Below are 26,261 nucleotides of genomic sequence, written 5' to 3'. Positions count from 1 at the left end.
TGGCGCATCAGGTTAACCCGCCCGGCCGGCACTAGCCGGCCGGTTGATTTTCCAGTTGGAGCCAGTCGATTGACCGCGGAAACTCCAACGCATCCTCGACGGCCAACCCTGGCGCGACCAGAAAACCCTGCATCACCTGGCAGTCATGAGCAATCAACCACTCGCGCTGGGCCAACGTTTCAACGCCCTCGGCGATCACTTCCAGTTCAAGGTTTCGCCCCAGATCGATAATGGTGCTGACCACCGCGGCATCGCGTGGTGAGTCAAGCATGTTGGCGATGAACAGCCGGTCAATCTTCAGCGTATCCAGGTCGAAATGGCGCAGGTAAGCCAGCGACGAGTAACCGGTGCCGAAATCATCCACCGCTACCCTGACGCCCAGCTCGCGCAACTGCCGAAGCTTGTCGCAGCTCTGTTCCAGGTCTTGCATCAGCGCGCCCTCGGTGACCTCCAGTTCCAACTGGCGAGGATCGAGCTGATACTCATCGAGCAGCCGACGCAACTCGTCGATCAGCCCGGCCCGGCCGAACTGCACCGGGCTGACGTTGAAGCTCAGCACCAGCTTGTCGCCGAATCGCTCACGCCAGTCGCGGCACTGAGCCAGCCCTTCACGCAGCGCCCATTCGCCGACCCGGTCAATCAGCCGGGTCTCCTCCAGCAAGGGGATGAACACACTTGGATCGACCGCGCCGCGCCCAGCATAATCCCAGCGCAGCAAGGCCTCGAACCCGCGCAGCTCACCGGTCTCGAGCACAACCTGCGGCTGGTAGGCCAAAGCGAAACCATTACGTTCAATGGTGCTGCGCAGGTTCTCTTCCATCATCAAGCGCGCATGGGCCCGCCCGTTCATCTCACCGGAGAAGAAGCGATATTGTTGCCGGCCGTTGCGTTTGGCCTCGTACATGGCCATGTCTGCCGAGCGAAGCAACTCCTCGACGCTCTGGCCGCAATCCGGAAAATGCGCGATGCCGATACTGGCGCCGAGCGTGACGTCGGTCCCTTCGATGGTATGTCGAACCGAAATCAGCTCGATGAGCTTCTCGGCGACCTTGGCGGCATCTTCCGGGTGATCCAGCGAGTCGAGCAACGCGGTGAACTCGTCTCCGCCCATCCGCGCGATGATGTCGTAGGGCCGCATACAGGCCTCGAGCACACGCGCCACGCGGCAGAGGATTTCGTCACCGGCATCGTGCCCCAGCGAGTCGTTGATGCGCTTGAAGCCATCGAGGTCGATGTAGAGCACAGCCATGCGTTTGCCGTTCCGGTCGACCCTCGCCAAGGCCGAATCCAGTGCCTGATGAAAGCCGCGCCTATTCAGCAGTCCGGTCAGCGAGTCGGTTACCGCCTGGGTCTCCAACTGTACGTGCAGGCTGCGCACCACCGACATGTCCAGAGCAATCACTACCATCGAGCGCTGCTGACGAGGCAGTGGTGACGACGACAATGCCACCGGCAGCGTGTCGCCGTTGGCGGTGAACAGCTGCGCCTCATGAAGGCGATAGGTATGACCGCTACGCCAATGCTGGTAGAAATCGGTGTCGCGCCAGGCCGGTGGCATCTGCGGCGAAGCCAGATGCTTGATCAGCGCGGTACCTTGCAGATCATCGACGCTGGTATGCAGCATTTTGGCGATCGCCGGGTTGGCGAAATTGATGAAACCATCCTCACCCACCACCAGAATGCCTTCTGCGGCATTGCTCAGTACCGACGCGTTGAACGCTCTCGCACTGTCGAGCTGCTGGCTGAGTACCTGCAAGTCACGTCGATTGTGCTCATGACTGAGCAGCGTATTGATCTTGTGCTTGAGCACCTGCGGATCGAACGGCTTGAGAATGAAATCAACCGCACCCGTGGCGTAGCCACGCAACACCGACTCGCGGGTATGCGCGATGGCCGAAACAAAGATAATCGGCGTGTAGCGCGAGTGCGGACTTCCGCGCATCAGGCGCGCCACTTCGAACCCATCCATGCCCGGCATCTGCACATCCAGCAACACCAGCTCGACATCCAGATCAAGCAATGCCTGCAGCGCGGCTTCGCCAGAGTTAACCGTATGGACCTGCCAGTCGCCGTCGCCGAGCAGGGCCTCCATGGCAACCAGATTCGCCTCGCGATCATCGACTACCAACAACGTGCGGGTTCGAGACTGAGGTTGGGGTTGCGACCACGCCATCAGCCGAGCTCCCAGCACAGCATGATTCGGTTTCCGCTACCGACGTCGGGGACGCCAGTTCGGCTTGAACGATGCGTCACACACTTCTCCTTACGGGCCTGCATGAGGGCCATCAGTACGTTCCAGACGCCGCAGCAGCTCAACCAGCCTCGCGCTGTCGACCGGTTTGAATAGGATGTCGTCGGCGCCGGCCGGGACATTCCTCCCCGGTCCATCCGTATCAGAGCCGACCGCCATTGCCACAATCGGCACCTGACAACCATAGTCGTTTCTGAGCTGAAGAATCAGGGCGGGTCCGCCATCATCCGGCATGGCCATATCCACCAGCGCAAGATCAAACGCATCTTGATCGAAGCGCTCCAGCGCTTCAGCACAGCTCGTCACCGGAACCACCTGCAACCCCTGTTCGTCGAGCACGGCGCTGATGGCGTAAATTGCCCGCACGTCAGAGTCTACCAACAACACGCGCTGCCCCAGCAGGGGGTGTTCCAGCTCACCCATTCCCCACGCGGCAGCATCAACCCCAACGGGTTTCAGTGCATCTTCCATATGCTCCATTCCTTCTGTTTTCGACAACGCAACCGATGAATAACGCTCAAGCCGCTGCAGATTCTTTTCCGATAACGCCTCTCGGCTGGTCAGGATCACCCTGACGTCCTTTAGCGAGCGCAGGCGGTCGAGCGCATCGAGCAGCTCCAGCCCGTTTTCGCCAGGAAGATCAAAGTCGATGATCAGCACCGAATATCGGTGCTCAGCATAAGCCAGTCGGGCGTCTTCGCTGCGCTGGCATTCGCTGACCCGATAACCGATCCGCTCGAAATATTCACGCAGTTGACGGCGCCGCTCCGGATCGGTTTCAACCAGCAGCAGCCGAGTCGAATTGCCTTCCTGCCGCGCCAGATCGACGAACAGCCGCTCCAGCTCTGAGTGAGCCACAGGCTTGAGCAGGTAGCGTGAACTGTCGTCCGACCAGCCCTGCGGCTGTGGCACGCAGGAAATGATGTATACCGGCGTATCCTGGTGCTTGGGGTCGGCTCGCAACGCCCGGTGGACCTGCCAGCCGCTGATGTCAGGCAGCAGAACGTCCAGGATCACCGCCGCGAAACGGTCGTGAGCGAGCGCATCCAGCCCTTCTTGTCCGCTACCGCAGATGACACTGGAAAAACCGTGTGACTGCGCGACCTCCGCCACTACCGAAGCAAAATCGGCATCGTCCTCGACAATCAGCAGACCGCCACCCTGGCCGCGTTGTTGATATGGCCGTAGCGTCCGGACCTCCGGCGTCGCAGAGGCTTTCATCGGCAACTCGACGGTAAAACTGGAACCCCGCCCCAGCGAGCTTGTGAGGCGAATCCCGCCGCCCAACACCTCGGCCAGTTGCCGTGCGATTGCGAGCCCCAGGCCTGTGCCGCCGTACTGACGGCTGATCGAACCGTCGATTTGCTGAAAGGCCTGGAAGATCCGCTCCTGCTGATCTTCTGCGATGCCGATACCGGTGTCGGTCACACAGATCTGCAGCATGGCTTCATCGGCAGGGCTCTCAGCCGGCCGGCTGCTCACATGGATATCAACGGAGCCCTGCTCGGTAAACTTCAGTGCATTGGTCACCAGGTTGCGCAAAATCTGCTGCAGCCGCGCACGGTCAGTGATGATCGACGGCGGAACGTCCGGGTCGATCCGGGTCGTGAGGGACAGTCCGTTCTGATCCGCCATCGGCTGCATCCCAGCCAACAGCTCTGCCAGCACTTCGCTGAGGTCGAGCGGCTCCGACTTGATCTCCATGTGACCGGCTTCGATCTTGGCCAGATCAAGCACGTCATTGATCAGTTGGAGTAGATCGTGGCCGGCCCGATGCATGATATCGGCGTGGCGAACCTGCTTCTCGGTCAGGTTGCTCGCCGCATTCTGTCTCAACTGATCGCTCAGGATAAGAATGCTATTGAGCGGCGTACGCAGTTCGTGCGACATGTTGGCGAGAAATTCGGATTTGTAGCGGTTGGCGATCAGCAGCTCATTCGCCTGATCGCGCAGACGCCGCTCCGCTGCTTTGCGATGAGCGATATCGATCACCACGGCCTGCACCAGTTGCTCGTCGCCACTGCGCAGCGGCGACAGGCCGACCTCCACAGGCAGCAAATGGCCATCCCGGTGGCGACCGAAGAGTTCGCGATTCTCACCCAGGCGACGTGATTCTGGAGTCTGGCGAAAACGGTTGCGCACCTCGGTATAGGTCTTGCGCATCGACACCGGGATCAGTATTTCAACCGACTGACCTAACAGCTCTTGTCGGCTGTAGCCGAACAGCAGCTCGGTCTGACGGTTAACCATCACGATCTGGCCGTCATGATCGAACAACAGAAAAGCGTTCGGCGAGGCTTCTACCACATTGCGAAAGCGCTCCTCGTCACGCTTGCGCTGCTGCAGATCCACGAGATTGAGCAGATAGTGAATGGTCTCGTCCCGCTTGAAACTGGTCAGACTGAGCGAAACAGGAATGGGGGTGCCGTCTTCGCGCAGGGCGTGGCTCTCATGTTGGTTGGCGTCCAGTTGGTTCCCATCGGCTGCGTCCTGCAAAGCTTCAGGGATGTAGTGACTGAGGCGCTCACCCGCGAGCAGGCCCGCACTGCTACCCAGCAGCGCAGCGGCGCTCTGATTGGCCAACTCTATGCGCCCTTCGTCGCTGCACAGCACCGTCGCTACTGGCAGCTGTTCGATCAGTTGGCGGAACCATGCCTCCCGCTCTTGAAGCTGGGCACCGAGCGCCTGACTGCTGCGCAGGGTCCGTTCGCGCAAATAAAGGTAGCCGCCAATCAACAGAGAAAATAATGCGGCCGCGGTCAGCGCCGCAGCAAGATTGAAAGCCCGCCCCACCCGGTTGAGGATGGCTTCGTATTCCGGCGTGCTGGCCACTTCCAGCTGCCAGCTACGGCCGTACATGTAAATATTGCGAACACGATGGAAGCCAGCATCGACGCTCACCGGAGCGCGCCCCACCAACAATGGCTCGTCTGGCGCGGCAGCGTCGAACAGCTGCAACTGAAACAGCTTGCTGCGCGAACCCAACACCCCTTCCATCAGATCGGTCAGCCGAAACGCACCGTGAAGCGATCCGGCAAATGCTTCCTGGCGCTCTTCCAGAGTGGTTATCGGAGCCCGTGCGCGATAAAGCGGAAGGTACAGAAGAATCCCGATCTGCGCGTTGTGCTCTGTTTCCTGCTTGAGCCGCACCGGCCCAGTGAGCATCGGAGTACCAATATTGCGTGCGGCCATCACGGCTTCCCTGCGCGTTGCCTCACTCAGCATGTCGAAACCCAGCACCCGGCGATTACGCCAATCGAGCGGATGGATGAAGTCCACGATCAGGTAATCGCTGCGCTCTCCGCGGGGATACATGCGAAATTCGCCACGGCCGTTCTCGCGTATTTCGGAAATAACCGATTCCAGGTCATCCGCGCGCGCGTAGCGAGCCAGGGCGATGGCCTGGATGCCGGGGTAGAAATCCTGAAGCTGAAGCTGATCGGAAGCCCTGTTCCAGTCCTGCAGACTGACCTCATCACTGCCGACAAAAAGCCCGGCCAACCCTCGCAGCACCATCTCGTAGGCGCGCATGCGCTCACGCAGACTGCTTTCGATGTCATTGACCGCCAGATTGAATCGCTGGGCTTGCTCGGCGCGCACTCGCATTTCCTGAACATGCCACTGCCAGCCGACCCATCCTCCGAGCCCCGCCATCAGGGTCAGCGTCACTACCAATGGCAGCCAAGGCTTACGAGAATGGAGAGCGGAACGATCATCCATTCGACCTCCTCAGTGCCACTACTATGGCTCGCTGTCAGGAGCTTCAGAGTCATGGATCGCTCAGAGGTTCAATCGAAACAAGAGAAAAGCTGTAAAGCTGACGCCATCAAAATGGCACAAGCAAGGTTGCGACGGCCTCGCCTGTGCCAAGGTCGCTTAAAGAGGTCGCAGATTGATCTCTACACGGCGGTTCTGGGCACGCCCGGCAGCGCTGTCATTGCTCGCAATCGGCTGGCTCGAGCCCGCGCCGTAAGACGAGATACGCGACGCTGGCACGCCGTTGCCTTCCAGATAGGCGGCGACACTACGGGCGCGGCGATTGGAAAGATCCTGGTTGAGTTGCTGTGAGCCGGTACTGTCGGTGTGACCGGTGATGTCGACACCGTTCTTGTTGAACTCTTTGAACACCTGCACCAGCGAATTGAGTGTCGGATAAAAGCTGCTGGAGATATCGGCCGAATTGCTCGCGAAAGTGATGTTACCCGGCATGATCAGCGTCAGGTTATCGCCTTGCCGCTGGACCTGTACGCCGGTGCCCTGCAACGTCTGGCGCAGCTTGGCTTCCTGGGTATCGACGTAGTAACCGTAGCCGCCCCCAGCAGCACCGCCGACTGTGGCTCCGATCAATGCACCTTTGGCGCGATCCTTCTTGCTGGAGGTGGCCGCGCCGATCACTGCTCCACTGATCGCACCGATGCCGCCGTAGATGCCGGCCTTGCCAGCTTCGCGTTCACCGGTATAGGGATTGTTGGTGCAGCCGACCAGCAGCGCAAGGGTGGCGGCAAGTGCGGTCAGGTTACCGATCTTCTTCATGTCTACTTCCTTTCATCTGCGAAACGCCAGCCTGTTACGGCACGGGCTGGAATGCGACGTCAGGGTAACACCCGCCCGCCAGCGGAACCGGAACGCCCCGACGAACCCGAGATGATTCAGGCGCCCAACGTCTGCCGAAATCCTGCTCCAGTGTGCTGGACGTACCGACAAGGCCACAGCAGCAAGCCGCCGGCTGGGCGGCCGCTTCTCGATAAGACGGTCAGTAGCGTATGCGGCAGATGTCCTGTCGATGCCGCGACCGACCAGAATGTCGCAGCATGATCAGCCCCACGCGGCGAAAACCTGGTATCAGACCGAAGAGATGGCGCTACTGCCCTCCTCGACCCAGCGCGCGATGTCGACGCGGATACGCTTTTTATCGAGCTTGCCCACGCTGGTTTTGGGAATATCCTCAACCACGGCGATCTGCTGCGGAATCGCCCACTTATTGATCTGGCCTTGCGCCACGGCAGGCTCAAGGAACGCCTGCAACGCTCGCGCATCCAGTTGCCTGCCCTCGCAGAGCACCAGCAGCGCAAATGGTCGCTCACCCCAGCGCTCGTCCGGCACGCCCACCACCGCAACGTCGCGAACTGCATCGTGCCGGCTGATCAGGCCTTCGAGCGCCAGAGACGATATCCACTCGCCACCCGTCTTGATCACATCCTTGATGCGATCACGAATATCGATATTGCCCATCTCATCAAGGGTGGCGACGTCACCGGTATGCAACCAACCGCCAGCCCACAGCTCTTCGCTCTTCTCCGGATTGCCCGCATAACCCTGCGTCAGCCAGGGCGCACGGAGCACCAGTTCACCCTGGGACACGCCATCGGCAGGCAGGAAACTGCCGTCGGGCGCCTGGATCGCCGCATCGACCAGCACCACCGGAATCCCGGCCTTGAGACGGTAGTTAATCTGCTCGTCCTCACTGGCATTGCGCAGCTCATCGTTGATATGAGCCCCGGAAATCAGCGGACAGGTTTCCGACATGCCGTAGGCAGCCACCAACTGCATGCCAGACGCCCGCGCCGATTCATAGAGGCCCCGTGTGAGCGCACTGCCGCCGATGGTGATCTTCCAGCCGCTGAAGTCCGTACCCTGCGCGGCCTTGGCTTTGAGCAGCATCTGCACGATGGTCGGCACGCAGTGCGAAAAGGTCACCTTTTCCCGGCGCCACAGCTCGACCAGCAGCTCCGGATCGTAGCGGCCCGGATAAACCTGCTTGAGGCCCAACATCGTCGCCACATAGGGCAATCCCCAGGCGTGCACGTGGAACATCGGTGTAATCGGCATGTACACATCCCCAGCCGCCATCAGCTGGGGGTTTTCGCGGCAGCCGACCGTCACCGCGCCTGCCAGCGTGTGCAGGACAAGTTGACGATGCGTGAAGTAGACGCCCTTGGGGTCGCCGGTGGTGCCAGTGGTATAGAACGTGGTCGCCACCGAGTTTTCATCGAAATCGGGAAAATCGTAACTCGCCGCTGCGGCCGCCAGCAGGGTTTCGTACTCACCGACGCAGTTCGGCAAATCGCACTGCTTGTCCTCGGCGTCGGTGATCAGCAACGTCTTGTCCACGGTCGTCAACTGCCCGGCGATGGCGTGATACAGCGGCGCAAACTCGCTGTTGACCAGAACGAAGCGATCCTCGGCATGATTCATGGTGAAAAGGATCTGCTCGGGCGATAGCCGCACGTTGATGGTATGCACCACCGCACCGATCATCGGGATCGCAAACATGCATTCCAGGTAGCGATGGCTGTCCCAGTCCATCACCGCCACGGTATCGCCCGCCTTGACCCCGGCGTCTGTCAGCACGTTGGCGAGCCGAGCGATGCGCTCACCGAGGGTGCGATAGTCGAAACGCAGCTGATCGCGGTAGACGATTTCACGGGTGCGCTCGTAGCGCTGCCCGGACAGCAGCAAGCTCTTGATCAACAGGGGGTACTGGTAGGCATTCGCGGCGGGTTTGATCACTCGTGTCTGCAGCATAGGGCTTCCTGTTATTGATGTTATGAGACGCACGCTAGATGTTCATGCGGCCACCGGTGCGACGCCTGGCCGTGCCGCTCCCGTTTCGGACCACCGATGCCGCAATTGTTCTTCGTGCCAGGACGTCACGATGCAGCAGCAAGGCGAGCAGGCCTGATCAGGCGATCTCGCTTGCCGCCAACCGAACACCCAGGCCAATCAGCACCGCACCGGTCACGCGATCGAACCAGTGTCCCATGCGGGCGAACCCGGCCCGCACACGCTCGCGGCTGAACAACCAGGCCACCAGGCAGAACCATAGCCCGGTCGCGCCTGCCAGATATAACCCATAGGCGGCCTGAACCGCGAGCGGGGTATGGGGGTCGATAACCACGGTGAATAAGGACAGAAAAAACAACGTCGCCTTGGGGTTCAAGCCATTGGTGACGAAACCAACCGTAAAAGCGCGTCTAGGGCTAATCGCAACACTGGACGCGGATGATGCAAGGTTGTCCACCGCGACGGGCTTGGCGCGCAGTGCCTGGAAACCGAGATAGAACAGATAGCCAGCTGCTAACCACTTGAAAAGGTTGAACAACACAATCGACTGCGAGACGATCAGACCAATCCCTAGCAATGAATAACCCACGTGCAGCAGGATGCCACTGCCTACACCGATGGCCGTCCAGCTGCCGCTGCGCTGACCGCGGGCCACACTTTCGCGCACGACCACCGCAAAGTCAGGCCCAGGACTGGCGACAGCGAGCAAGTGAACCAGCGCCACGGTGAGAAACTCCATCCAGTACATCTAGCGACTCCGTTATTTTCCGGGGCGGGACATCCGCCCGCTGATTCATACGAGTAAAGCCCATGAGCAAGTACCGCGCTGTATTCCTCGATCTATCCCCGCTCGACCAGGGCGACCTGGACCTGGCCCCGTTGCAGTCCGCCTTTGCTGAGCTGACCTGCCATAAGGAGACCAGCGAAACGCAAATCGTCGACCGACTGCAAGGCGCGGAAGTTGCCATCGTCAACAAGGTCACCTTGAGCGATGCCGCGCTGGCCGCCTGTCCGGATCTGAAATTGATTCTGGTAGCCGCCACCGGCGTTAACAACATCGACCTGGCCGCAGCCAAACAGCGCGGCATTGCGGTGTGCAACTGCCAGGCTTACGGCACGGCTACCGTGGCCCAACACACGCTGATGCTACTGCTCGCACTGGCCACGCGACTACCCGATTATCAGGCCGCCGTGGCCCGCGGCCGCTGGCAGGAAAGCGGACAGTTCTGCCTACTGGATTTTCCCATCGTGGAGTTGGCCGGCAAGACGCTCGGCGTGCTCGGCCACGGTGAGCTGGGCGGCGCGGTAGCCAAGCTCGCCGAGGCGCTGGGCATGCGTGTGCTGACCGGCAACCTGCCCGGGCGCCCGCCTCGGCCAGACCGACTGGAACTGGACGAGCTGCTGCCGCAGATCGATGCCCTGACCTTGCACTGCCCGCTCACCGAGCAAACCCGCAACCTCATCGGTGCGCGCGAACTGCAGTTGATGAAACCCGCCGCGTTCGTCATCAATACCGCTCGCGGCGGCCTGATCGACGAGCAGGCGCTGGCCGACACCCTGCGAAGCGGCCACCTGGGCGGCGCTGCCACAGATGTGCTGATCAGCGAACCACCGAGCAACGACAACCCACTGCTGGCTGCAGACGTGCCACGCCTGATCGTGACACCCCACAGCGCCTGGGGCAGCCGCGAAGCCAGACAACGCATCGTCGGCCAGCTGTGTGAGAACGCGGAGGCGTTCTTCGCCGGCAGCCCCAAGCGTCAGGTCGGCTGACGCTTCTACAGCCGGGGACAAGGCTGGTAAGCTCGCCAGCTTTTGTCCGGAGGCAAGATGGATCCGCGAAGCGAAGTACTGCTGCGCCAGACCGAACTGTTCAGCGGTGACCTGCTGCTTGCCGGGCTGCCCGCAGACGACCTGCTCGGCCAACTGCCTGGAGCCATCGGCTGGAGCTGGCACGCCGGGACGCAGCAACGACTGCAGGCACGTTTCGCTGAGCGTTGTGCATTCGGTATCGAGCCGCCCACAGCCTCGTTCGACAGCGCCGTTCTGTTTCTACCCAAGTCTCGAGAACTGACTGATTACCTGCTGAGCGCGCTTGCCGCCAGGTTGTCGGGCCGTCTGCTGTATCTGGTGGGTGAGAAACGTGCCGGCGTGGAGCGAGCCGCGAAACAACTGGCTCCTTTCGGCGAAGCGAAAAAACTCGACAGCGCCCGGCATTGCCAGCTCTGGCAGGTCAGGGTCACAAATAGCCCACCGGCTCCAGAATTACAGACCTTGGCTCAGCACTTCGAGCTGCTACTCGCGGACGGCCCACTGCAGATCGTCAGTCTGCCTGGCGTGTTCAGCCATGGCCGCCTCGATCGCGGTACCGCACTGCTGCTGGAGCAACTCGATGAATTGCCAGCTGGCCCGCTGCTGGATTTCGGCTGCGGCGCGGGCATTATCGGGGCCTCGCTGAAAAGACGGTATCCGGACAGTGAAGTGGTGCTGCTGGATGTCGACGCGTTTGCCGTCGAAAGCAGCCGCATGACCCTCGCTGCCAATGGTTTGCAGGCTCAGGTGATGGCCGGCGACGGCATCGATGCCGCCCCGCGAGACTGCTCCGCTATTATCAGCAACCCACCGTTCCATCAGAGCGTCCACACGCACTACGAGGCCAGCGAAACGTTACTGCAACGCGCGGCCAGTCATCTCCGGCCGGGTGGCGAGCTACGACTGGTAGCCAATGCCTTTCTCAAGTACCCGCCCCTGATCGAAACCCATCTGGGTCGCTGCGAAACGCTGATCAGCGCGGACGGCTTCCGCATCTACCGTGCACAACGCACCTGATCCGGTAACGTCCCGACTTGCGCAACGCGCCACGCTTGGGCAAACTCGCGCCCGTCCTGGGGGAGTAGTCTCCGGCAAGCGCCCTGCTTGCCTGGCATGCGTCAACATACTTGGTCCACAGACCATGGTGCATGCGACCCGCGCGGCCTGTCTCGGCAGCCAGCGCTCGGTTTGACAAGACCCATGACACGTACACCTGACCCGGGGCGGGCAGGCGGTGCGTGTCATGGTGATCTGTCGACCCGCCCCCGCAAGGAAGTCCGTTGGAATCGTTCTACATCCCCACCTTGATCGTCGCTCTCGCTGAGATAGGCGACAAAACGCAATTGCTCGCCCTCTTGCTGGCCGCCCGCTATCGACGTCCAATGCCCATCATCTGGGGCATCGTGGTCGCCACGCTGGCCAACCATGCTGCTGCAGGCGCCATCGGCAACTGGGTTTCGTCGCTGGTCTCGCCAGCCATTCTCAGCTGGATTCTGGCGGCGTCCTTCGCCGCCGTTGCCCTGTGGACACTGGTGCCAGACAAGTTGGAGGAAGAGGAAGCTTCGCGCGGTCGACGCTTCGGCCCCTTCGTGGCGACATTGATCGCGTTCTTCCTTGCCGAAATGGGCGACAAGACGCAGATCGCGACCGTCATGCTTGCCGCTCAGTATCCCGATTTCATCCTGGTGATCATCGGCACGACCCTGGGCATGCTGATCGCCAATGTGCCGGTGGTGCTGGCCGGCAATTTTGCGGCCGACCGCATGCCTCTCATGCTGATTCGCCGAATTGCCGCCGTCGGCTTTGCTGGTTTAGCGCTGTACGCCGTCTATCAGGCTCTGAGCTTGAGCGGCATGCTTTCAGTCTGATACCCAGCGCAAATCGCCTCGCCACGCGTGCTGTTAGAGTGCGTGTTCACCGCATTCTGGCGGCACTTGAGGGGAGCAGGCGGCATGTCACCGGAGGAACGAAAACGGCGGGTTCGGCAGCATATCGATCTGAGCTGGATCAAGGGTCGACTGGCATTGGCTGAACAGCTGCAAAGCCGTTACTTCAGCTACAAAAGCTCGTTCATCTCGCAGCCGGTCAACAGTGCCGGCTTCGGTCTGATAGTGCGTGAGATCCGCCAAGCCATTCCGGACCTGGAAGTCGCGATCGATGAATGCCTCAGCGAAGGCAATCGCGTGGTGACCTCCAGCACGCTGTTCGGCACCCTGGAGAAACCCGTGTTCGGCCTCGCCCCGAGCGGCAAGATCCTCACCGTCGCCGCGGTGTCGATCTGGACGCTCAATCCGAGCGGCGATATCGAGGAGATCAGTACCCTCTTTGACTTGGAAAGCGCCCGAAGCCAGCTAGGCCTGGAAAGCCCTCTTCCAATCAAGCTGCCGCCGACCTGAGAGCGTCCGCGGCATCTGCATCAGCGGCCCTGTTTATACAGTGGCATCACCTTCGGAATGTTTTCCTGCAGCGCCTGCGTACGGCTGCCTGATGACGGATGCGTGCTGAGGAATTCTGGCGGAGCGGAGCCGCCCGCCGCCGCCATCTTTTGCCACAGAGTGACCGCTGCGTTCGGGTTGTAGCCAGCCCGCGCCGCCAGTTCCAGACCGATCAGGTCAGCCTCGTTTTCATTGCTACGGCTGTTGGGCAGCGTCATCAGATACTGCACCCCCATGTTGGCCAGCTGCAGGCTGCCATCACCAATCCCGACCGCCGAGCCAATCTGCGTGGCCATCTGCACACCGTACGCCTTGGACATGGCTTCGCGACCGTGTTCACGCAACGCATGGGCTATCTCATGCCCCATGACAGCGGCAATCTCGTCATCGGTCAGGTTGAGCTTCTCGATCAGCCCGGTGTAGAAGATGATCTTGCCGCCCGGGCCGGCATTGGCGTTCAGCTCGGGACTGTCGATGACGTTCACGTCCCAGTCCCACTCCGCCGCATCAGGCCGGAAAGCCCCGACCTCGGCGATCAGCCTGCTGGCGATCCGGTTGACCCGCTGAGCGACCGGTGAGTTGTTTTCGAGCACACCTTTGCTCTTCGCTTGAGACACCGTCTGCTGATACGACTGCGCATACATCTGATTGACCTGCTCGGTCGACAACATGCTGAACATGTATTGCTTGCGGTCGACGCCAACGGCACCGCTGCTGGTGGTGTTGACCACCTGACAACCGGCAAGCGTCGCTGCCGCCAGAAAGAGGCTGAGTGAATGCGGCTTGAACATGTCGCGTCTCCCGAGAATTCTGCGCCGTATGCTAGAGCGTGCCAGCGCACCGGGCAACCGACCAGCTGCCCATCGGTTCGGCACCGGCCTGATAGCGCCTTGACTTCCCTTTCGAGGGTTACTGCCAATGCCTAGTTCACTGGCGTCAGACATTCTGGCGCGTCCAGCTTGGGATCATTGACGAAGGTCGCCAAAGGTCGCTCGCGTAACGCCGGCTGCGGTGCAGCCAACAGCCGCTGCAGCGTTTCCAGCGAGGTCTGCGGGTCGAGCCAGGCGGTCATGCCAGCCTGATCCAGCAACAGTGGTCGCCGTTGATTCGAGGCTGGCCGCGTCACGACGGCCGCACTGAGGTAACTGTGACCTTCTACCGGATAGGCTTCCCAGACCGCGGCGAAATACATCAGCGAGTCTTCCGCCGTCATCCAGTAGGGTCGCTTGCGTGCCGTGCCTCGCCACTCATAGAAACCATTCGCCGGCAGGACGCCTCGACGCTGCCGAAAGGCGTCGCGAAACATTGGCTGTTCCGCCAGCGTTTCCGCCCGCGCCTGGGCCGGCGTGCGAGTGAAGTCGCTCAGCCATGCTGGGGTCAATCCCCAGCGCACGCGACTCAATTGCAGCGCTTCGTCCACCTGTCGCAGCAGAAGCACCGAAGCGCCAGGCGCCAGACTCCAGTGCGGCTGCTGATCAGGCGGGAAACCGGGCAGCGCAGCGAAGGCGGGACTCCAGCGAAACAGGGCATAGCGGCCACACATGTACAAAAACTCAAAGGAAAAGGGGCCAGCGGCCAGGGGCAACGCCTTCACTCAGAGGCATCAGCAGATGAGCTCACCCGGATAACTTTCCGGCTCGTCGCCGGGCAGCGGTTCGGCGCCATTGTACTCAGCGATCAACTGCCGCGCGCGCTCGACCTCCTCATCGGCGACCATCAAGCCGAGCAGACCGGCAACCGGCAGCTCACCTACCGCACCGATCAAATGCCTGCCATTGAGATAAACCTCGATGCCTTCGGCAACCAGCATGCCACGCAGCATCTCCGCCTCGAGCAGATCGCGCGGCTCGTATACCCGCTGCATCTATTCATCCTCCCGCCGTACATCGAGCTGCCAGTCACTGCCATCTGTCCGCAAATCGAACACGATCGGCCGACAACAGACCGAGCAGTCTTCGATGTACTGCTGATCGCCACCGCTCAGATCGAGTAGCGCCTGCACCTCTTCGCCGCAATAGGGGCATTGATAATCCTGTGATTCCAGCATCAGCGTCTCCTGCGTGACTTGCCGCTATAATCGCCGTCCAGAGTCTGTAGAGATGCCCGGTTTGCACCTGTCGCAGACCCAACCGGTGCAACGCGGCATCAACCGAGGCTGCGCAGTGATCGCGCCCAGGCACCCACAGACCTAACTTTGACCCTTGAGCGATTGGGTTATTCAGTTGTTACCCTTACAGAGAACATGATGGACGAATTCGAAGCCATCCGACCCTACGCCGATGCTGAAGTCCCCGCTGTCATGGCACGGCTGTTCGCCGACCGGGAATTTCTCGACATACTGGCGCACTTCCGCTTTCCGCGGCTGGCCGGCCCCATGGGCTGGATGCTCAAACCACTTATAGCGCAACGACTGCGGCGTGAGTTCGCCACCATTCATTCGATCGACACGCTGCAGGCGCGGATCGAGATGTACCTCGACCGCACCATCGAGCGCGCCACAGACGGCATTACCTATTCCGGCCTGGAAAAGTTGCGACCGGGCTGCGCCTATCTGTTCATCGCCAATCACCGCGACATCGTGATGGACCCCGCTTTCGTCAACTATGCGGTGTTCCAGGCAAAGATGCGCACGCCGCGCATCGCCATCGGCGACAACCTGCTGCAACGACCTTTTGTCAGCGATCTGATGCGGCTCAACAAGAGCTTCATCGTGCGCCGCTCGGTCACCGGGCGACGCGAAAAGCTCGCGGCTTACCAGCTGCTTTCCGCCTACATCAACCACTCGATCCGCAACGACGGTGAGTCAATCTGGATTGCTCAGGCCGAAGGACGGGCAAAGGACGGTGACGACCGTACCGATTCGGCGATTCTGAAAATGCTCCACATGAGCCGCAAGGACGAGCCCTTTTCCGACGCATTGGCGAGCCTGCGACCGACACCGGTGTCGATCAGCTATGAGTACGACCCCTGCGATCAGGCCAAGGCGCGCGAGCTCTATATCCGAGCCACCACCGGTAGCTACACCAAGGCGCCTGGCGAGGATGACACCAGTATTGCCCTCGGCATCACCGGCTACAAAGGTCGGGTGCACGTCAGTTTCGGTACACCCATCAGCGAGGTGCCGGAAGATGCCAAGCAGCTGGCGGCCGATATCGACCAACAGATCCTGACGGACTACCGTCTGTTTCCGGTGAATTTCCTGGCGCATCGAATGTGGGAGCATCGCGACCCGGCGCTGGCGATACCTGAACTCAGCGAGCTGTTCAGCCGCGCGGAAATAGAACGAGCCGAGGCCGAATGGGGCAAGCGCCTCGCGGCATGCCCAAGCGTGCAACAGCCCTACCTCATCCAGCAATACGCCATGCCGGTGCGTAACCAGTACCGTTTGAAAGCTGGTTTGAATCTGTAGGACACAGCACAAGCCCGACTGGTCGTCAGCTCAGTCGGGTAAGCCAAGAAAGCAGGCAGGCCAGCCCCAGACTGCCGAAGCCAAAGCGATAGAAAAACCGGTCAAGACGCCGGGTTGCCGCCACAGCACCTCGCTCAACAGCACAGGTGCTTGACCCTGCATGGGAGGCTGCGGCGTTCGACAGCTGGCGGCGCCAGCGTGTCGCCAACAGCAGCCAGGCACCGCTGAGCGCGATCAGCAACGCCAGTGAGTTGAGCAGAGGCGCAACCCGAGTCAGCGTCAAAACATCGAAATCGAACGACAACCGTCATCTCCGTTAGGCCGATAAGCTGCAGGCCGGGACGGCCCAAGCTGCGGCAGCCGAGTCTACCGAAACGGCGTTACCGGCTCAGCCAGATTCCGACAGAACGGAACACAACCAAGCGATGGCAATTTGCCGGGTATTTGCGCCATTTATGCAGATATGCCCCGTCTCGATTGTTGACTTATAGTCCCTTTCAGCTTCACCCTCATCTCGCCTCGAACAACCGAAATAGAGCGTGCGCCTGGCTTGAGCAACCAGACGGGACTGCCGCGGGTCGGGCAAATGGCAACTTGTAACGCTGCGTCTCTGACGCGAGTACCGGGTTTTGGACCCGCCACCTCCTTTGGTGGAAGTCGCCACCTGCAAGCGCCGCGCTTACGGCATCGCTTGCAGCGCATCAGCTACCAAGAATCAACAGGACCAGACAATGAATAAGAACAGGTTTAAGACGGGGGCCCTTACACTCTCTCTGCTGGCAAGCGCTGTGCTGGCAAGCGGAGCCATGGCTGCAGTATCCGAGTCCGAAGCGGCCAAGCTGGGTAACAGCCTGACGCCGATGGGCGCCGAGAAAGCAGCTAACGCCGCCGGAACCATTCCCGCCTGGACCGGCGGCCTGGCAATCGACGCTGCGGCAGTCGGTGAGAATGGCTTCGTCAGCGATCCTTACCCGAACGACAAGCCGAAGTTCACCATCACTGCGCAGAACTTCGAGCAGTACAAGGACAACCTGAGCCCTGGCCAGATCGCCATGCTCAAGCGCTACCCAGACACCTATCGCCTGCCGGTCTTCGAAACCCGCCGCAGTGCTGCCGTACCTCAGCGGATCTATGACGCTGCCCAGAAGAACGTGACCCAGACCAAGCTGGTCCGCGGCGGCAACGGGCTGGAAAACTTTGACACTGCGGTCGCCTTTCCGATTCCTCAGGATGGCCTGGAAGTGATCTGGAACCACATCACTCGCTATCGCGGAGGCTCTGCCCGCCGCACTGTGGCGCAGGCCACTCCGCAGGTGAATGGCAGCTACAGCCTGGTCAAGTTCGTCGACGAAGTTGTCTACACCGATACCCTGACCGACTACAACGCCGAGAAACACGGCAACGTATTGTTCTACTTCAAACAACAGGTAACCGAGCCGTCGCGACTGGCCGGCAACGTACTGTTGGTGCACGAGACCCTGGATCAGGTCAAAGAGCCGCGCATGGCGTGGATCTACAACGCCGGTCAGCGCCGTGTGCGCCGCGCCCCGCAGGTCGCCTACGACGGTCCGGGCACCGCTGCCGACGGGCTGCGCACCTCCGACAACCTGGACATGTTCAACGGTGCACCGGATCGCTACGACTGGAAGTTGGTCGGCAAGAAGGAGATGTACATCCCCTACAACGCCTACCGTCTGGACTCACCGCAGCTCAAGTACGACGACATCATCAAGCCCGGTCACATCAATCAGGATCTGACCCGCTATGAGCTGCACCGTGTATGGGAAGTCGAGGCGACACTGAAGCCTGGCGAGCGCCACATCTATGCCAAGCGCACGTTCTTCATCGACGAAGACACCTGGCAGGCCGCTGTGATCGATCATTACGACGGACGCGATACGCTCTGGCGTGTTGCCGAGGCGCATGCCGAGTACATCTACAACGCCCAGGTACCGCTGTATGCAATGGAGACGCTGTATGACCTGGTCTCCGGTCGTTACCTGGTGATGGGCATGAAGAACGAGGAAAAGAACCCCTACGTCTACGACTACAAGGCCAACTCCAACCAGTACACCCCGGCCGCACTGCGTAACTCCGGCGTACGCTAAGCCACACCGCTAAATTACATCGTCAAGAGAAACGCCCCGACATGTTCGGGGCGTTTTTTTTGCACTTCCATAAGCGCAATGGCTGGTATGGGTTAGCTGAATCGGGACCTCACTGGGCAGCGCTCCTTGCTGCCTCTTACGGCACACGAGCCGACACGCTGTAAGCGCATCACTGACGAGCCCAACGACGCCTATAACAAAAGCCCCGCCAAAAGGCGGGGCTCTGATCTGTCGCTCGCAACCGACTGGGCTATTTGCAAGTCACTGCGCCAGCACCTGACCGATGTTCTGATCGCGGAAAGTGCGGGTCAACGCATCGCTCAACACGTCGGATACCAGCTTGGTGTTGGTCTGCTCATTGGGCGCCATGCCGAAACGCTGATTCAGAGAAGCGCCATAGCGACCGGTGTAGCGACGGCCACCGTTCTGGACTTCCACGCGGAAGGTAGCGCCAATGGTGGCCTCGGTGACATACAGCCCTTCCTTCGGCGACTGATATTTCAGCTCGGCCAGGGTCAAGGTCAGCTGCGGTGCGTTGTAGGCGTTGGCCGATGGCGTGAAGCCCAGCAGGCGGACCGCTGCTTCAGCTTGAGCCTGCAGCTTTGGAACGACTTTTTCTTTCGGCACGATCACCGCACTGGTTTCCGGATACAGGCCACCGCGGGTGCCCAGGGTAGACGAGGGACGTCCATCTACCACACGCACCACCACCGGTTGCCCTTGGCCGACCGGGTTGATGGTATCGGTGAGCTTCGGGCTCGGGTCAAGTTGTTGAGGACTATGGGCGCAGCCGGCAAGCGCCAGTGCTGACGCGGCGGCGAGGCTGAACAACAGGCGTTTCAGCATGCTGCTTACTCCAGGTTAGGGATGGATGGCGCGCAGTATAACCAGCACCGCAACCGCCTGACAGTGATGCGCTACAGACCGTATTCGGGCCGGCTGTGTTCCATTCACGCAACCGTAACCCCAGGCTGCGGCAATAGCGCGAAACCTTACGGAAGCTCGGCAATGCCGCTGTTGAGAGCCCTGTTCCGAACACGCATCGCGCCACTACGCCCGGCTCAACGAGCAGCAACGCTGCTGCAGGCTGCTGACCACCCGGCAGCGCCCTGAGGGCGAGCGCTGGATCGAAATCGCAGAGATTCGTCTTGGCTGGACCGGCAAGCCGCTGCCTCAAGCGGATCCTGTGCAACGCTCCGCAGCCATTCGGCAGGCATAAAAAAGCCGCGCGGCCCTGAGGCGGCGCGGCTTTTCTACAGGTATCGGTGTGGCTAGCCGGCCAGTCCCAGATGCTTGTCGACTTTCGAGACCACATCGCGGTAGACCGCCGCATCGGTTTCGAGAACCTTCTCACGCGCCGGGAATATCTCGGCGAGCTTGCTGCTCCAGGCTTCGCTCTTGGCCTGCTCGGGGAAGCAGCGTTCGATCAGGTCGAGCATGATCGACACGGTAACCGAGGCGCCTGGCGAGGCGCCCAGCAGTGCGGCAATCGAACCATCGCTGGACGACACCAACTCGGTACCGAACTGCAGGATGCCGCCCTTTTTCGCGTCTTTCTTGATGATCTGCACGCGCTGGCCCGCCACTTCCAAGCGCCAATCTTCAGGCTTGGCCTCAGGATAGAAGCCGCGCAGTGTGTCCAGGCGGTCGTTCATCGACTGCCGGACTTCCTTGATCAGGTAGCGGGTCAGGTCCATGTTGTCGCGCGCCACAGCGAGCATCGGCTTGAGGTTACCCGGACGGATCGACATCGGCAGATCGAGCGGCGAACCATGCTTGAGGAACTTGGTGGTAAAGCCGGCGTAGGGGCCGAACAGCAGCGAGGTCTTGCCGTCCACGACGCGCGTATCCAGATGCGGAACCGACATGGGCGGTGCGCCAACCGCTGCCAGGCTGTAGACCTTGGCCTGATGCTGTTTAACGATTTCCGGGTTGTCGCAACGCAGCCACTGGCCGCTGACCGGAAAACCACCGTAACCCTTGCCTTCTTCGATATCGGACATCTGCAGCAACGGCAGCGCTGCGCCGCCGGCACCGAGGAAGACGAAGCCGGCTTTGAGTGCACGGCTGCTACCATCACGGGTGTTCTTGATCTCTACACGCCAGCCCTTGCCGTCGCGCGCCAGGCCGGTGACCTTCTGGAAGTACGACATCTTTACGCCGGGCTTGACTGCCAAATACTGCAGCATCTGCCGGGTCAGCTCACCGAAGTTGACGTCGGTGCCATTCATCGCGCGGGTCGCGGCGATCGGCTCGTCCAGCGGACGGCCCGGCATCATCAGCGGCATCCACTCTTCCATGGTCGCGCGGTCTTCGCTGTAGACCATATCTTCGAAGGCGTGATGGGTTTTCAGCGCGTCGAAACGGCGCTTGAGAAAGTCGATGTTCTTGGTGCCCCGCACAAAGCTCAGATGCGGCACCGCATTGAGGAAGTCGCGCGGGCTGCCGAAACCTTCACGGCCCGTCAGGTAGGCCCAGAACTGCTTCGACACTTCAAATTGGGTATTGATGGTGACGGCTTTCTTGATGTCGATCGAACCGTCTTTGCTGTCCGGGGTGTAGTTCAATTCACAGAGACCGGCATGGCCGGTGCCGGCATTGTTCCAGGGATTCGAACTCTCGACGGCCCCGGATTCCTGCAGTTCGACAATCTCCAGCCTGATGTCGGGATCGAGTTCCTTGAGCAGTACTGCCAGAGTCGCACTCATGATGCCGGCTCCCACCAGCACCAAATCCACGGCTTCGCTATCGTGTTGCGTCATTAACGCGTTCTCCAGAATCACAGCATTAAACTGTCACGACCGCAGTACGCGATCATGTAGAACCACCAGCCTGGCGGCTAGAAACGGAGGAGGCTTCTATACCGCTGCTCGGGCTTGTGCCCGAAGGCAGGTACCCGAGAGCACCCACCCGCTGTCGGGAGAACGGCTTTTGGCCTCCTCCCTCTCGCGCCTCTACCTCCCGGAGCGGGGCTACAAGCCTGGGCTCTACGGGACGCGTGCAGCGAGAAAATCTATTGCGGCTGCCGATTGCTCAGCCAGGTCATGCGGGACGCGTACTGCATGAGTCTCGACTGTTGGACAAACTCAGCCGCGCGCAGCCTCGATCAGCTCGATATAGGGCTCGGCCTGACGCTGATCCGCGATCAGGGAAACGAAGTCTTGCCCCTTGGCATCCTTCACATTCAGGTCGTATCCGGCTTCGACAAAGAATCCGAGAAACCGCTCGAAATCATCGACCCGCAACCCACGATAAGCCTTGATCAGCATGTGTAAGGAAGACGGCGTGCCGTCAGTCGGTTCCAGCTCGAGAAACAACTTGATCGACTCATCGCTGACCTCCTCGCCGATCACCTTCTTCTTGTCTTTACGCATGGTTTCTCCGGTACGAGGGCCTTTCGGGGGCGGCAGTTTACTCTGCACGACGGACGCACTCAACGCGCCCGAGCCCGATAAGACCAAGGTCGTACAGGAAAATCCGCGATTTAACCGCGATGTTGCGTTCCCGCAGGGCCGGCTGTATTGCCAGCGCTTATACTGGCGCTTTGAACATATGGAGTGTTTGGAATGAAGCTTCCGCCGTTGTTCGTTGCCTGGCGTCACACCCTCCGGTCGGGATACGGACTCCCGGCACTGCGCGGTGACATCACGGCCGGTTTGACGGTCGGCATCATTGCAATTCCCCTGGCCATGGCGCTGGCTATAGCGGTAGGTGCTGCGCCACAGCACGGCCTGTACACGGTGCTGGTTGCTGCACCCTTGATCGCGCTGACAGGCGGGTCCCGGTTCAATGTCTCCGGCCCGACGGCAGCCTTCGTGGTCATTCTGTTGCCAATCACGCAGCAATTCGGTCTCGGCGGGCTGCTGCTCTGCACCATGCTTGCCGGGCTGATTCTGATCTTGCTCGGGCTGTTGCGTGCCGGCAGGCTGATCGCCTTTGTGCCCTACCCGGTCACGCTTGGCTTCACCGCTGGCATCGGCATCGTCATCGCGACCCTTCAGCTCAAGGACATGCTCGGGCTGACGCTGACCGAACAGCCGCAACATTACGTCGAACAGCTCAACCTGCTGGTGCGCGCGCTACCCAGCGCCCGGTTGGGAGATGCGCTTGTCGGTCTGATTTGCCTGGCGGTGCTCATCGTCTGGCCGCGCCTGGTACCCAAAGTGCCGGGCCATCTGGTCGCCCTCGTCGTTGGCGCGCTGGCCGCACTCGCGCTGGAAGCGCTCGGGCTGACCGTCGCCACGCTTGGCGAGCGCTTCAGTTACGCGGTTGACGATGTGCTGCACCCTGGCATTCCACCGTTTCTTCCGGATTTTGCATGGCCGTGGCTGTTGCCAGGCCCTGACGGCCAACCGCTGGTGCTGAGCTTCGAGCTGTTTCACCAACTGTTGGCGCCAGCCTTCGCCATCGCCATGCTCGGCGCCATCGAGTCCTTGCTCTGCGCGGTGGTGGCCGATGGCATGGGCGGTGGCAACCACGATCCGAACGCCGAGCTTCTGGGTCAAGGCCTTGGCAACCTGGTCGCCCCGCTGTTTGGCGGCATCACGGCGACCGCTGCCATTGCGCGCACCGCCACCAACGTGCGCGCTGGCGCGACCTCACCCCTGGCGGCGATCATTCATGCAGGCGTAGTGCTGGTAGCGATCCTCTGGCTGGCGCCACTGTTCAGCTATTTGCCGATGGCCGCCCTGGCAGCACTGCTACTGATAGTGGCCTGGAACATGAGCGAAGCACCGCATGTCATCAAAACACTGCGAATAGCGCCGCGCAGCGATGTGCTGGTACTGCTGACCTGCCTGAGCCTGACCGTCCTGTTCGACATGGTGCTGGCAGTGGGCGTTGGCCTGTTGCTCGCGGCCGGGCTGTTCATCAAACGCATGAGTGAGCTGACCGACACCATCCGCCTGAACCTCGGGCAGAATCCAATGCTCAAGGAGCTGCCCGACCACGTCGCGGGCTATGCGATCCGTGGCCCGCTGTTCTTCGGTGCCGCAGAGAAGGCATTGAGTGTGCTGCGACGCTTCAACCCAGAGGTGAAGATTGTCATCGTCGATATCAGCGACGTGCCGATGATGGACATGACCGCCCTGGCAGCACTGGGAAACGTCCTGCTGGACTACCGCAAGCAAGGCATCGCTCTGATTCTGTCCGGCAGTAATGCCCGACTGCGCCTCAAGCTGCGCCGCGCCGGTATTCAGCCACTCGAAGGTCAGCTGTACCACGTGCGCAATCTGGCACAGGCTCGGGCAAAGGCCTTGCGTCTGCTGCCCGAGCCGACAGCAGTCGAGCCCGCTATCTGAACGAAAAGGTCGCTGAGCTGAAGGCATGCACGCTTTTCCGCTCAAGCGACCGCGCAGAGCGGTGGTTTAACCGGCGTGCTTTTGCAGGTTGGCCATCATTTCCTTCAACGCTTCCATGTTGTCGGCCGGATGCGCCGCGTTTTCGAAATCGCAGATCTGCTTCCAGTGGGCGGCAACATCTTCGGCATCGAAGCCTGCCTTCGGATCGAAACCGGCACCCAGGCTGCGTTCCCAGCGCACCTTGCCCATCCAGCCGCCACCGACTTCGAACAGGCCGGAGGTTTCCTGGCACTGCTCACTGGCGAGAAAGACCACCAGCGGGCTGACCAACTCAGGCTTGAGCTGCTCAAACACCTGCGGTGGGATCAGCCCCTCGGTCATGCGCGTGCCGCCGGTCGGCGCGATGGCATTGACCAGGATGTTGTTCTTACGCCCTTCCAGGGCCAGCGTGCGGGTCAGGCCGTACAAGCCCAACTTGGCCATGCCGTAGTTGGATTGACCGAAGTTGCCGTAGATGCCGGAGGTAGACGCAGTAAAGATCACCCGTCCGTAGCCCTGCTCGCGCATGTGCGGCCAGGCGGCGCGGGTCACCTTGTAGGCGCCCTCGACATGCACGCGATAGACCAGATCCCAGTCGGCGTCTTCCATCTTGTGGAAGGTCTTGTCGCGCAGGATGCCGGCGTTGTTCACCACCACATCGATGCGGCCGAAGCTGTCCAACGCGTGCTGGACGATCTTTTCACCGTCGGTCACCGAGTCATGATTGGCCACGGCAGTACCGCCGGCCTGGCGGATTTCCTCGACGACAAGATCAGCAGCCGAGGCGTTGGCCCCTTCGCCTTGGGCACTGCCGCCCAGATCATTGACCACTACCTTGGCGCCATGACGGGCGAACAATAACGCATGGGCACGGCCAAGGCCGCCGCCAGCACCGGTCACGATGACCACCTTGTCTTCGAAGCGAATGGCGTCACTCATGGAAACTCCTCCAGCCGATTATTGTTGGATGCATCGTAAAGTCTGCGGCGAGTGTCGGTGACACCGCAGCCGTCGACAATCAAACGGCCACGAATGAATGCCCGAGCATAAGGCTGCAGGATGATGTGGCAGCGCCAGGGCTGAGCGAGGAACGCTCGGATCACCCCGGCGATTCGCGACAGGTCATCCCCTTTGGGTACATGGCCAAGATCATCGAACATCGATCAGTGAGCGCACCCCTGACCACAACAAAGCAAATCAGACCGATCATTTTTTGTCCGCTGCGCTGAAAGCCACATCGGCAGCGGCCTCGCGGGCCGTTTCCCCACGTTATCCACAGAGAGCCCCACAGCTATTTTGGAAAAGTGCAATCAGCTATTAGCGAAGCCATGACATCCCAAAATAGACCGCCATAACAGCTATTTAGAGCACTAACAAACCGATTGATCATTATTCGAGCGCCGTCCGCAGCGCCGCCCATGACGCGGCCTGGAAAGAACTGTCAGCGGCTTATCCACAGAAACGCGCACAGCAAACGGGGATAACTTAAAGCGAAGAAAACTATCGGGACGATGCGCAAAACCCACAAGGCAAGCGCGTCGGCAACGCATAGCCTTGCAGCATCACCGATCAGGAAGACGCCATGCCCAGCCTCGAATTTATTCAAACGCTTCTTGCCAACTACGCTCTGGGCATCAGCGGAACCTGTGCAGAGGAATATAGACACTTGGTAGCTCCTGGCGCCGGCGTTACTCTGCCTGCCGTCCGACTGATGGAGTAGACGATGTCCCTGCGTTCAATATGCGTGTTCTGTGGCGCCAGCACAGGTAAATCCCCAATCTACCGCGACGCTGCCATTGAGCTGGGCCAGTTGCTGGCTGCGAATGGCATTCGCCTGATCTACGGGGGCGGTGCGGTAGGCCTGATGGGCGTGGTGGCCGATGCAGCGATGGAGGCTGGCGGTGAGGTCATCGGCATCATCCCGCAGAGTCTGAAAGACGCCGAGGTAGGCCATCAGGGGCTGACGCAGTTGGAAGTCGTCGATGGCATGCACGCACGCAAAGCCCGAATGGCCGAGCTATCCGATGCCTTTATCGCGCTGCCAGGGGGGCTCGGTACGCTCGAAGAGCTTTTCGAGGTCTGGACCTGGGCTCAGCTGGGCTATCACCAAAAGCCGCTTGGTCTACTCGACGTCGATCGTTTCTACAGCAAACTCAGCGGCTTTCTCGACCACTTGGTGGACGAGGGCTTCGTCCGGGCCCCGTATCGCGACATGCTTCAGCGCAGCGAGTCACCCCAGGCATTGCTGAAATTAATGACCGACTGGAATCCCATCGACAAGGCCAGATGGGCAGAGCAAAAGGGCTCGTGAAATAGCTGTACAAAAAACGAACGCATCGGTGC

General features: G+C 60.7%; 24 protein-coding genes and 1 riboswitch. Of the genes, 8 read left to right on the top strand and 16 right to left on the bottom strand.

Going from position 1 to position 26,261, the window contains the following annotated elements:
* Nucleotides 1-31: 31 nt before the first annotated feature.
* The 5 genes from PSTU_RS0116580 to PSTU_RS0116560 form a co-directional block, all read right to left on the bottom strand.
* Nucleotides 32-2,173, bottom strand: coding sequence for an EAL domain-containing protein (locus tag PSTU_RS0116580; protein WP_019342131.1), 2,142 nt, complete (start codon nucleotides 2,171-2,173; stop codon nucleotides 32-34).
* A gap of 90 nt (nucleotides 2,174-2,263) precedes the next feature.
* Nucleotides 2,264-5,971, bottom strand: a complete 3,708-nt coding sequence (locus PSTU_RS0116575) for a CHASE domain-containing protein (RefSeq protein ID WP_019342130.1) — start codon at nucleotides 5,969-5,971, stop codon at nucleotides 2,264-2,266.
* 156 nt (nucleotides 5,972-6,127) lie between these two features.
* On the bottom strand, nucleotides 6,128-6,784 hold the full coding sequence (locus tag PSTU_RS0116570) for an OmpA family protein (protein WP_019342129.1): 657 nt from the start codon (nucleotides 6,782-6,784) through the stop codon (nucleotides 6,128-6,130).
* A 309-nt stretch (nucleotides 6,785-7,093) separates the two neighbouring features.
* A complete protein-coding gene (locus PSTU_RS0116565; RefSeq protein WP_019342128.1) occupies nucleotides 7,094-8,776 on the bottom strand; it encodes a fatty acid--CoA ligase in 1,683 nt (560 codons plus the stop codon).
* Nucleotides 8,777-8,933: 157 nt separating this feature from the next.
* Nucleotides 8,934-9,563, bottom strand: a complete 630-nt coding sequence (locus PSTU_RS0116560) for a LysE family translocator (RefSeq protein ID WP_019342127.1) — start codon at nucleotides 9,561-9,563, stop codon at nucleotides 8,934-8,936.
* Nucleotides 9,564-9,625: 62 nt separating this feature from the next.
* Here PSTU_RS0116560 and PSTU_RS0116555 point away from each other — a divergent pair, with 62 nt between their 5' ends.
* From PSTU_RS0116555 to PSTU_RS0116540, 4 genes are all read left to right on the top strand, one after another.
* Nucleotides 9,626-10,588 carry a 2-hydroxyacid dehydrogenase gene (locus PSTU_RS0116555; RefSeq protein WP_019342126.1) on the top strand — a complete coding sequence of 321 codons (963 nt, stop codon included), beginning with the start codon at nucleotides 9,626-9,628 and terminating at the stop codon, nucleotides 10,586-10,588.
* A 57-nt stretch (nucleotides 10,589-10,645) separates the two neighbouring features.
* Nucleotides 10,646-11,644: a class I SAM-dependent methyltransferase gene (locus PSTU_RS0116550; protein ID WP_019342125.1), complete on the top strand. Its 999-nt coding sequence runs from the start codon at nucleotides 10,646-10,648 to the stop codon at nucleotides 11,642-11,644.
* 47 nt (nucleotides 11,645-11,691) lie between these two features.
* Nucleotides 11,692-11,817: riboswitch (yybP-ykoY riboswitch) on the top strand.
* A gap of 90 nt (nucleotides 11,818-11,907) precedes the next feature.
* On the top strand, nucleotides 11,908-12,495 hold the full coding sequence (locus tag PSTU_RS0116545) for a TMEM165/GDT1 family protein (protein WP_019342124.1): 588 nt from the start codon (nucleotides 11,908-11,910) through the stop codon (nucleotides 12,493-12,495).
* An 84-nt stretch (nucleotides 12,496-12,579) separates the two neighbouring features.
* On the top strand, nucleotides 12,580-13,023 hold the full coding sequence (locus PSTU_RS0116540; protein WP_019342123.1) for an ester cyclase: 444 nt from the start codon (nucleotides 12,580-12,582) through the stop codon (nucleotides 13,021-13,023).
* A gap of 20 nt (nucleotides 13,024-13,043) precedes the next feature.
* Here the strand turns inward: PSTU_RS0116540 and PSTU_RS0116535 are convergent, their stop codons facing one another.
* The 4 genes from PSTU_RS0116535 to PSTU_RS0116520 form a co-directional block, all read right to left on the bottom strand.
* The gene (locus tag PSTU_RS0116535; RefSeq protein WP_019342122.1) at nucleotides 13,044-13,853 is read right to left on the bottom strand and encodes a M48 family metallopeptidase; all 810 of its coding nucleotides are present in this window, start codon (nucleotides 13,851-13,853) and stop codon (nucleotides 13,044-13,046) included.
* A gap of 131 nt (nucleotides 13,854-13,984) precedes the next feature.
* Complete coding sequence (locus PSTU_RS0116530) at nucleotides 13,985-14,605, bottom strand: SOS response-associated peptidase (protein ID WP_019342121.1); 621 nt, start codon at nucleotides 14,603-14,605, stop codon at nucleotides 13,985-13,987.
* Between the two features lie 60 nt (nucleotides 14,606-14,665).
* Nucleotides 14,666-14,926, bottom strand: a complete 261-nt coding sequence (locus tag PSTU_RS0116525; RefSeq protein ID WP_019342120.1) for a DUF2007 domain-containing protein — start codon at nucleotides 14,924-14,926, stop codon at nucleotides 14,666-14,668.
* Entirely contained in the window at nucleotides 14,927-15,109 is a 183-nt protein-coding gene (locus PSTU_RS0116520) for a CPXCG motif-containing cysteine-rich protein (RefSeq protein WP_019342119.1), read from the bottom strand.
* Nucleotides 15,110-15,307: 198 nt separating this feature from the next.
* Here PSTU_RS0116520 and PSTU_RS0116515 point away from each other — a divergent pair, with 198 nt between their 5' ends.
* Nucleotides 15,308-16,471 (top strand): 1-acyl-sn-glycerol-3-phosphate acyltransferase, encoded by a 1,164-nt coding sequence (locus PSTU_RS0116515; RefSeq protein ID WP_029404837.1) that lies wholly within the window; start codon nucleotides 15,308-15,310, stop codon nucleotides 16,469-16,471.
* A gap of 25 nt (nucleotides 16,472-16,496) precedes the next feature.
* On the opposite strand, the gene PSTU_RS0116510 is transcribed toward PSTU_RS0116515, so the two are convergent.
* The gene (locus PSTU_RS0116510) at nucleotides 16,497-16,775 is read right to left on the bottom strand and encodes a hypothetical protein (RefSeq protein WP_019342117.1); all 279 of its coding nucleotides are present in this window, start codon (nucleotides 16,773-16,775) and stop codon (nucleotides 16,497-16,499) included.
* A 427-nt stretch (nucleotides 16,776-17,202) separates the two neighbouring features.
* Between PSTU_RS0116510 and PSTU_RS0116505 the strand changes: the two genes are divergently transcribed.
* Nucleotides 17,203-18,579 carry a DUF1329 domain-containing protein gene (locus tag PSTU_RS0116505; RefSeq protein ID WP_019342116.1) on the top strand — a complete coding sequence of 459 codons (1,377 nt, stop codon included), beginning with the start codon at nucleotides 17,203-17,205 and terminating at the stop codon, nucleotides 18,577-18,579.
* A 261-nt stretch (nucleotides 18,580-18,840) separates the two neighbouring features.
* On the opposite strand, the gene PSTU_RS0116500 is transcribed toward PSTU_RS0116505, so the two are convergent.
* The 3 genes from PSTU_RS0116500 to PSTU_RS0116485 all read right to left on the bottom strand — a co-directional run bounded on the left by PSTU_RS0116500 (nucleotide 18,841) and on the right by PSTU_RS0116485 (nucleotide 21,953).
* The gene (locus tag PSTU_RS0116500) at nucleotides 18,841-19,425 is read right to left on the bottom strand and encodes a YajG family lipoprotein (protein WP_019342115.1); all 585 of its coding nucleotides are present in this window, start codon (nucleotides 19,423-19,425) and stop codon (nucleotides 18,841-18,843) included.
* A 425-nt stretch (nucleotides 19,426-19,850) separates the two neighbouring features.
* On the bottom strand, nucleotides 19,851-21,362 hold the full coding sequence (mqo, locus tag PSTU_RS0116490; protein WP_080571217.1) for a malate dehydrogenase (quinone): 1,512 nt from the start codon (nucleotides 21,360-21,362) through the stop codon (nucleotides 19,851-19,853).
* A 303-nt stretch (nucleotides 21,363-21,665) separates the two neighbouring features.
* Complete coding sequence (locus PSTU_RS0116485) at nucleotides 21,666-21,953, bottom strand: PA4642 family protein (protein WP_019342113.1); 288 nt, start codon at nucleotides 21,951-21,953, stop codon at nucleotides 21,666-21,668.
* A 192-nt stretch (nucleotides 21,954-22,145) separates the two neighbouring features.
* Between PSTU_RS0116485 and dauA the strand changes: the two genes are divergently transcribed.
* Nucleotides 22,146-23,879: a C4-dicarboxylic acid transporter DauA gene (gene dauA / locus PSTU_RS0116480; protein WP_019342112.1), complete on the top strand. Its 1,734-nt coding sequence runs from the start codon at nucleotides 22,146-22,148 to the stop codon at nucleotides 23,877-23,879.
* Between the two features lie 66 nt (nucleotides 23,880-23,945).
* On the opposite strand, the gene PSTU_RS0116475 is transcribed toward dauA, so the two are convergent.
* The 3 genes from PSTU_RS0116475 to PSTU_RS0116465 all read right to left on the bottom strand — a co-directional run bounded on the left by PSTU_RS0116475 (nucleotide 23,946) and on the right by PSTU_RS0116465 (nucleotide 25,584).
* Nucleotides 23,946-24,857, bottom strand: a complete 912-nt coding sequence (locus PSTU_RS0116475) for an SDR family oxidoreductase (RefSeq protein ID WP_019342111.1) — start codon at nucleotides 24,855-24,857, stop codon at nucleotides 23,946-23,948.
* A complete protein-coding gene (locus tag PSTU_RS0116470) occupies nucleotides 24,854-25,078 on the bottom strand; it encodes a hypothetical protein (RefSeq protein ID WP_019342110.1) in 225 nt (74 codons plus the stop codon). The genes PSTU_RS0116475 and PSTU_RS0116470 overlap by 4 nt, the downstream gene beginning before the upstream one ends.
* 281 nt (nucleotides 25,079-25,359) lie before the next feature.
* Nucleotides 25,360-25,584 carry a hypothetical protein gene (locus tag PSTU_RS0116465; RefSeq protein WP_019342109.1) on the bottom strand — a complete coding sequence of 75 codons (225 nt, stop codon included), beginning with the start codon at nucleotides 25,582-25,584 and terminating at the stop codon, nucleotides 25,360-25,362.
* 57 nt (nucleotides 25,585-25,641) lie between these two features.
* Between PSTU_RS0116465 and PSTU_RS0116460 the strand changes: the two genes are divergently transcribed.
* Nucleotides 25,642-26,229 (top strand): TIGR00730 family Rossman fold protein, encoded by a 588-nt coding sequence (locus PSTU_RS0116460; RefSeq protein WP_019342108.1) that lies wholly within the window; start codon nucleotides 25,642-25,644, stop codon nucleotides 26,227-26,229.
* Nucleotides 26,230-26,261 lie beyond the last annotated feature (32 nt).

Origin of the sequence: Stutzerimonas stutzeri SDM-LAC (assembly GCF_000235745.1) — a bacterium.
Classification (GTDB): domain Bacteria; phylum Pseudomonadota; class Gammaproteobacteria; order Pseudomonadales; family Pseudomonadaceae; genus Stutzerimonas; species Stutzerimonas stutzeri_H.
The sequence above is the reverse complement of the archived record's forward strand: the minus strand, read 5'-3'. Positions and strand labels throughout refer to the sequence as shown.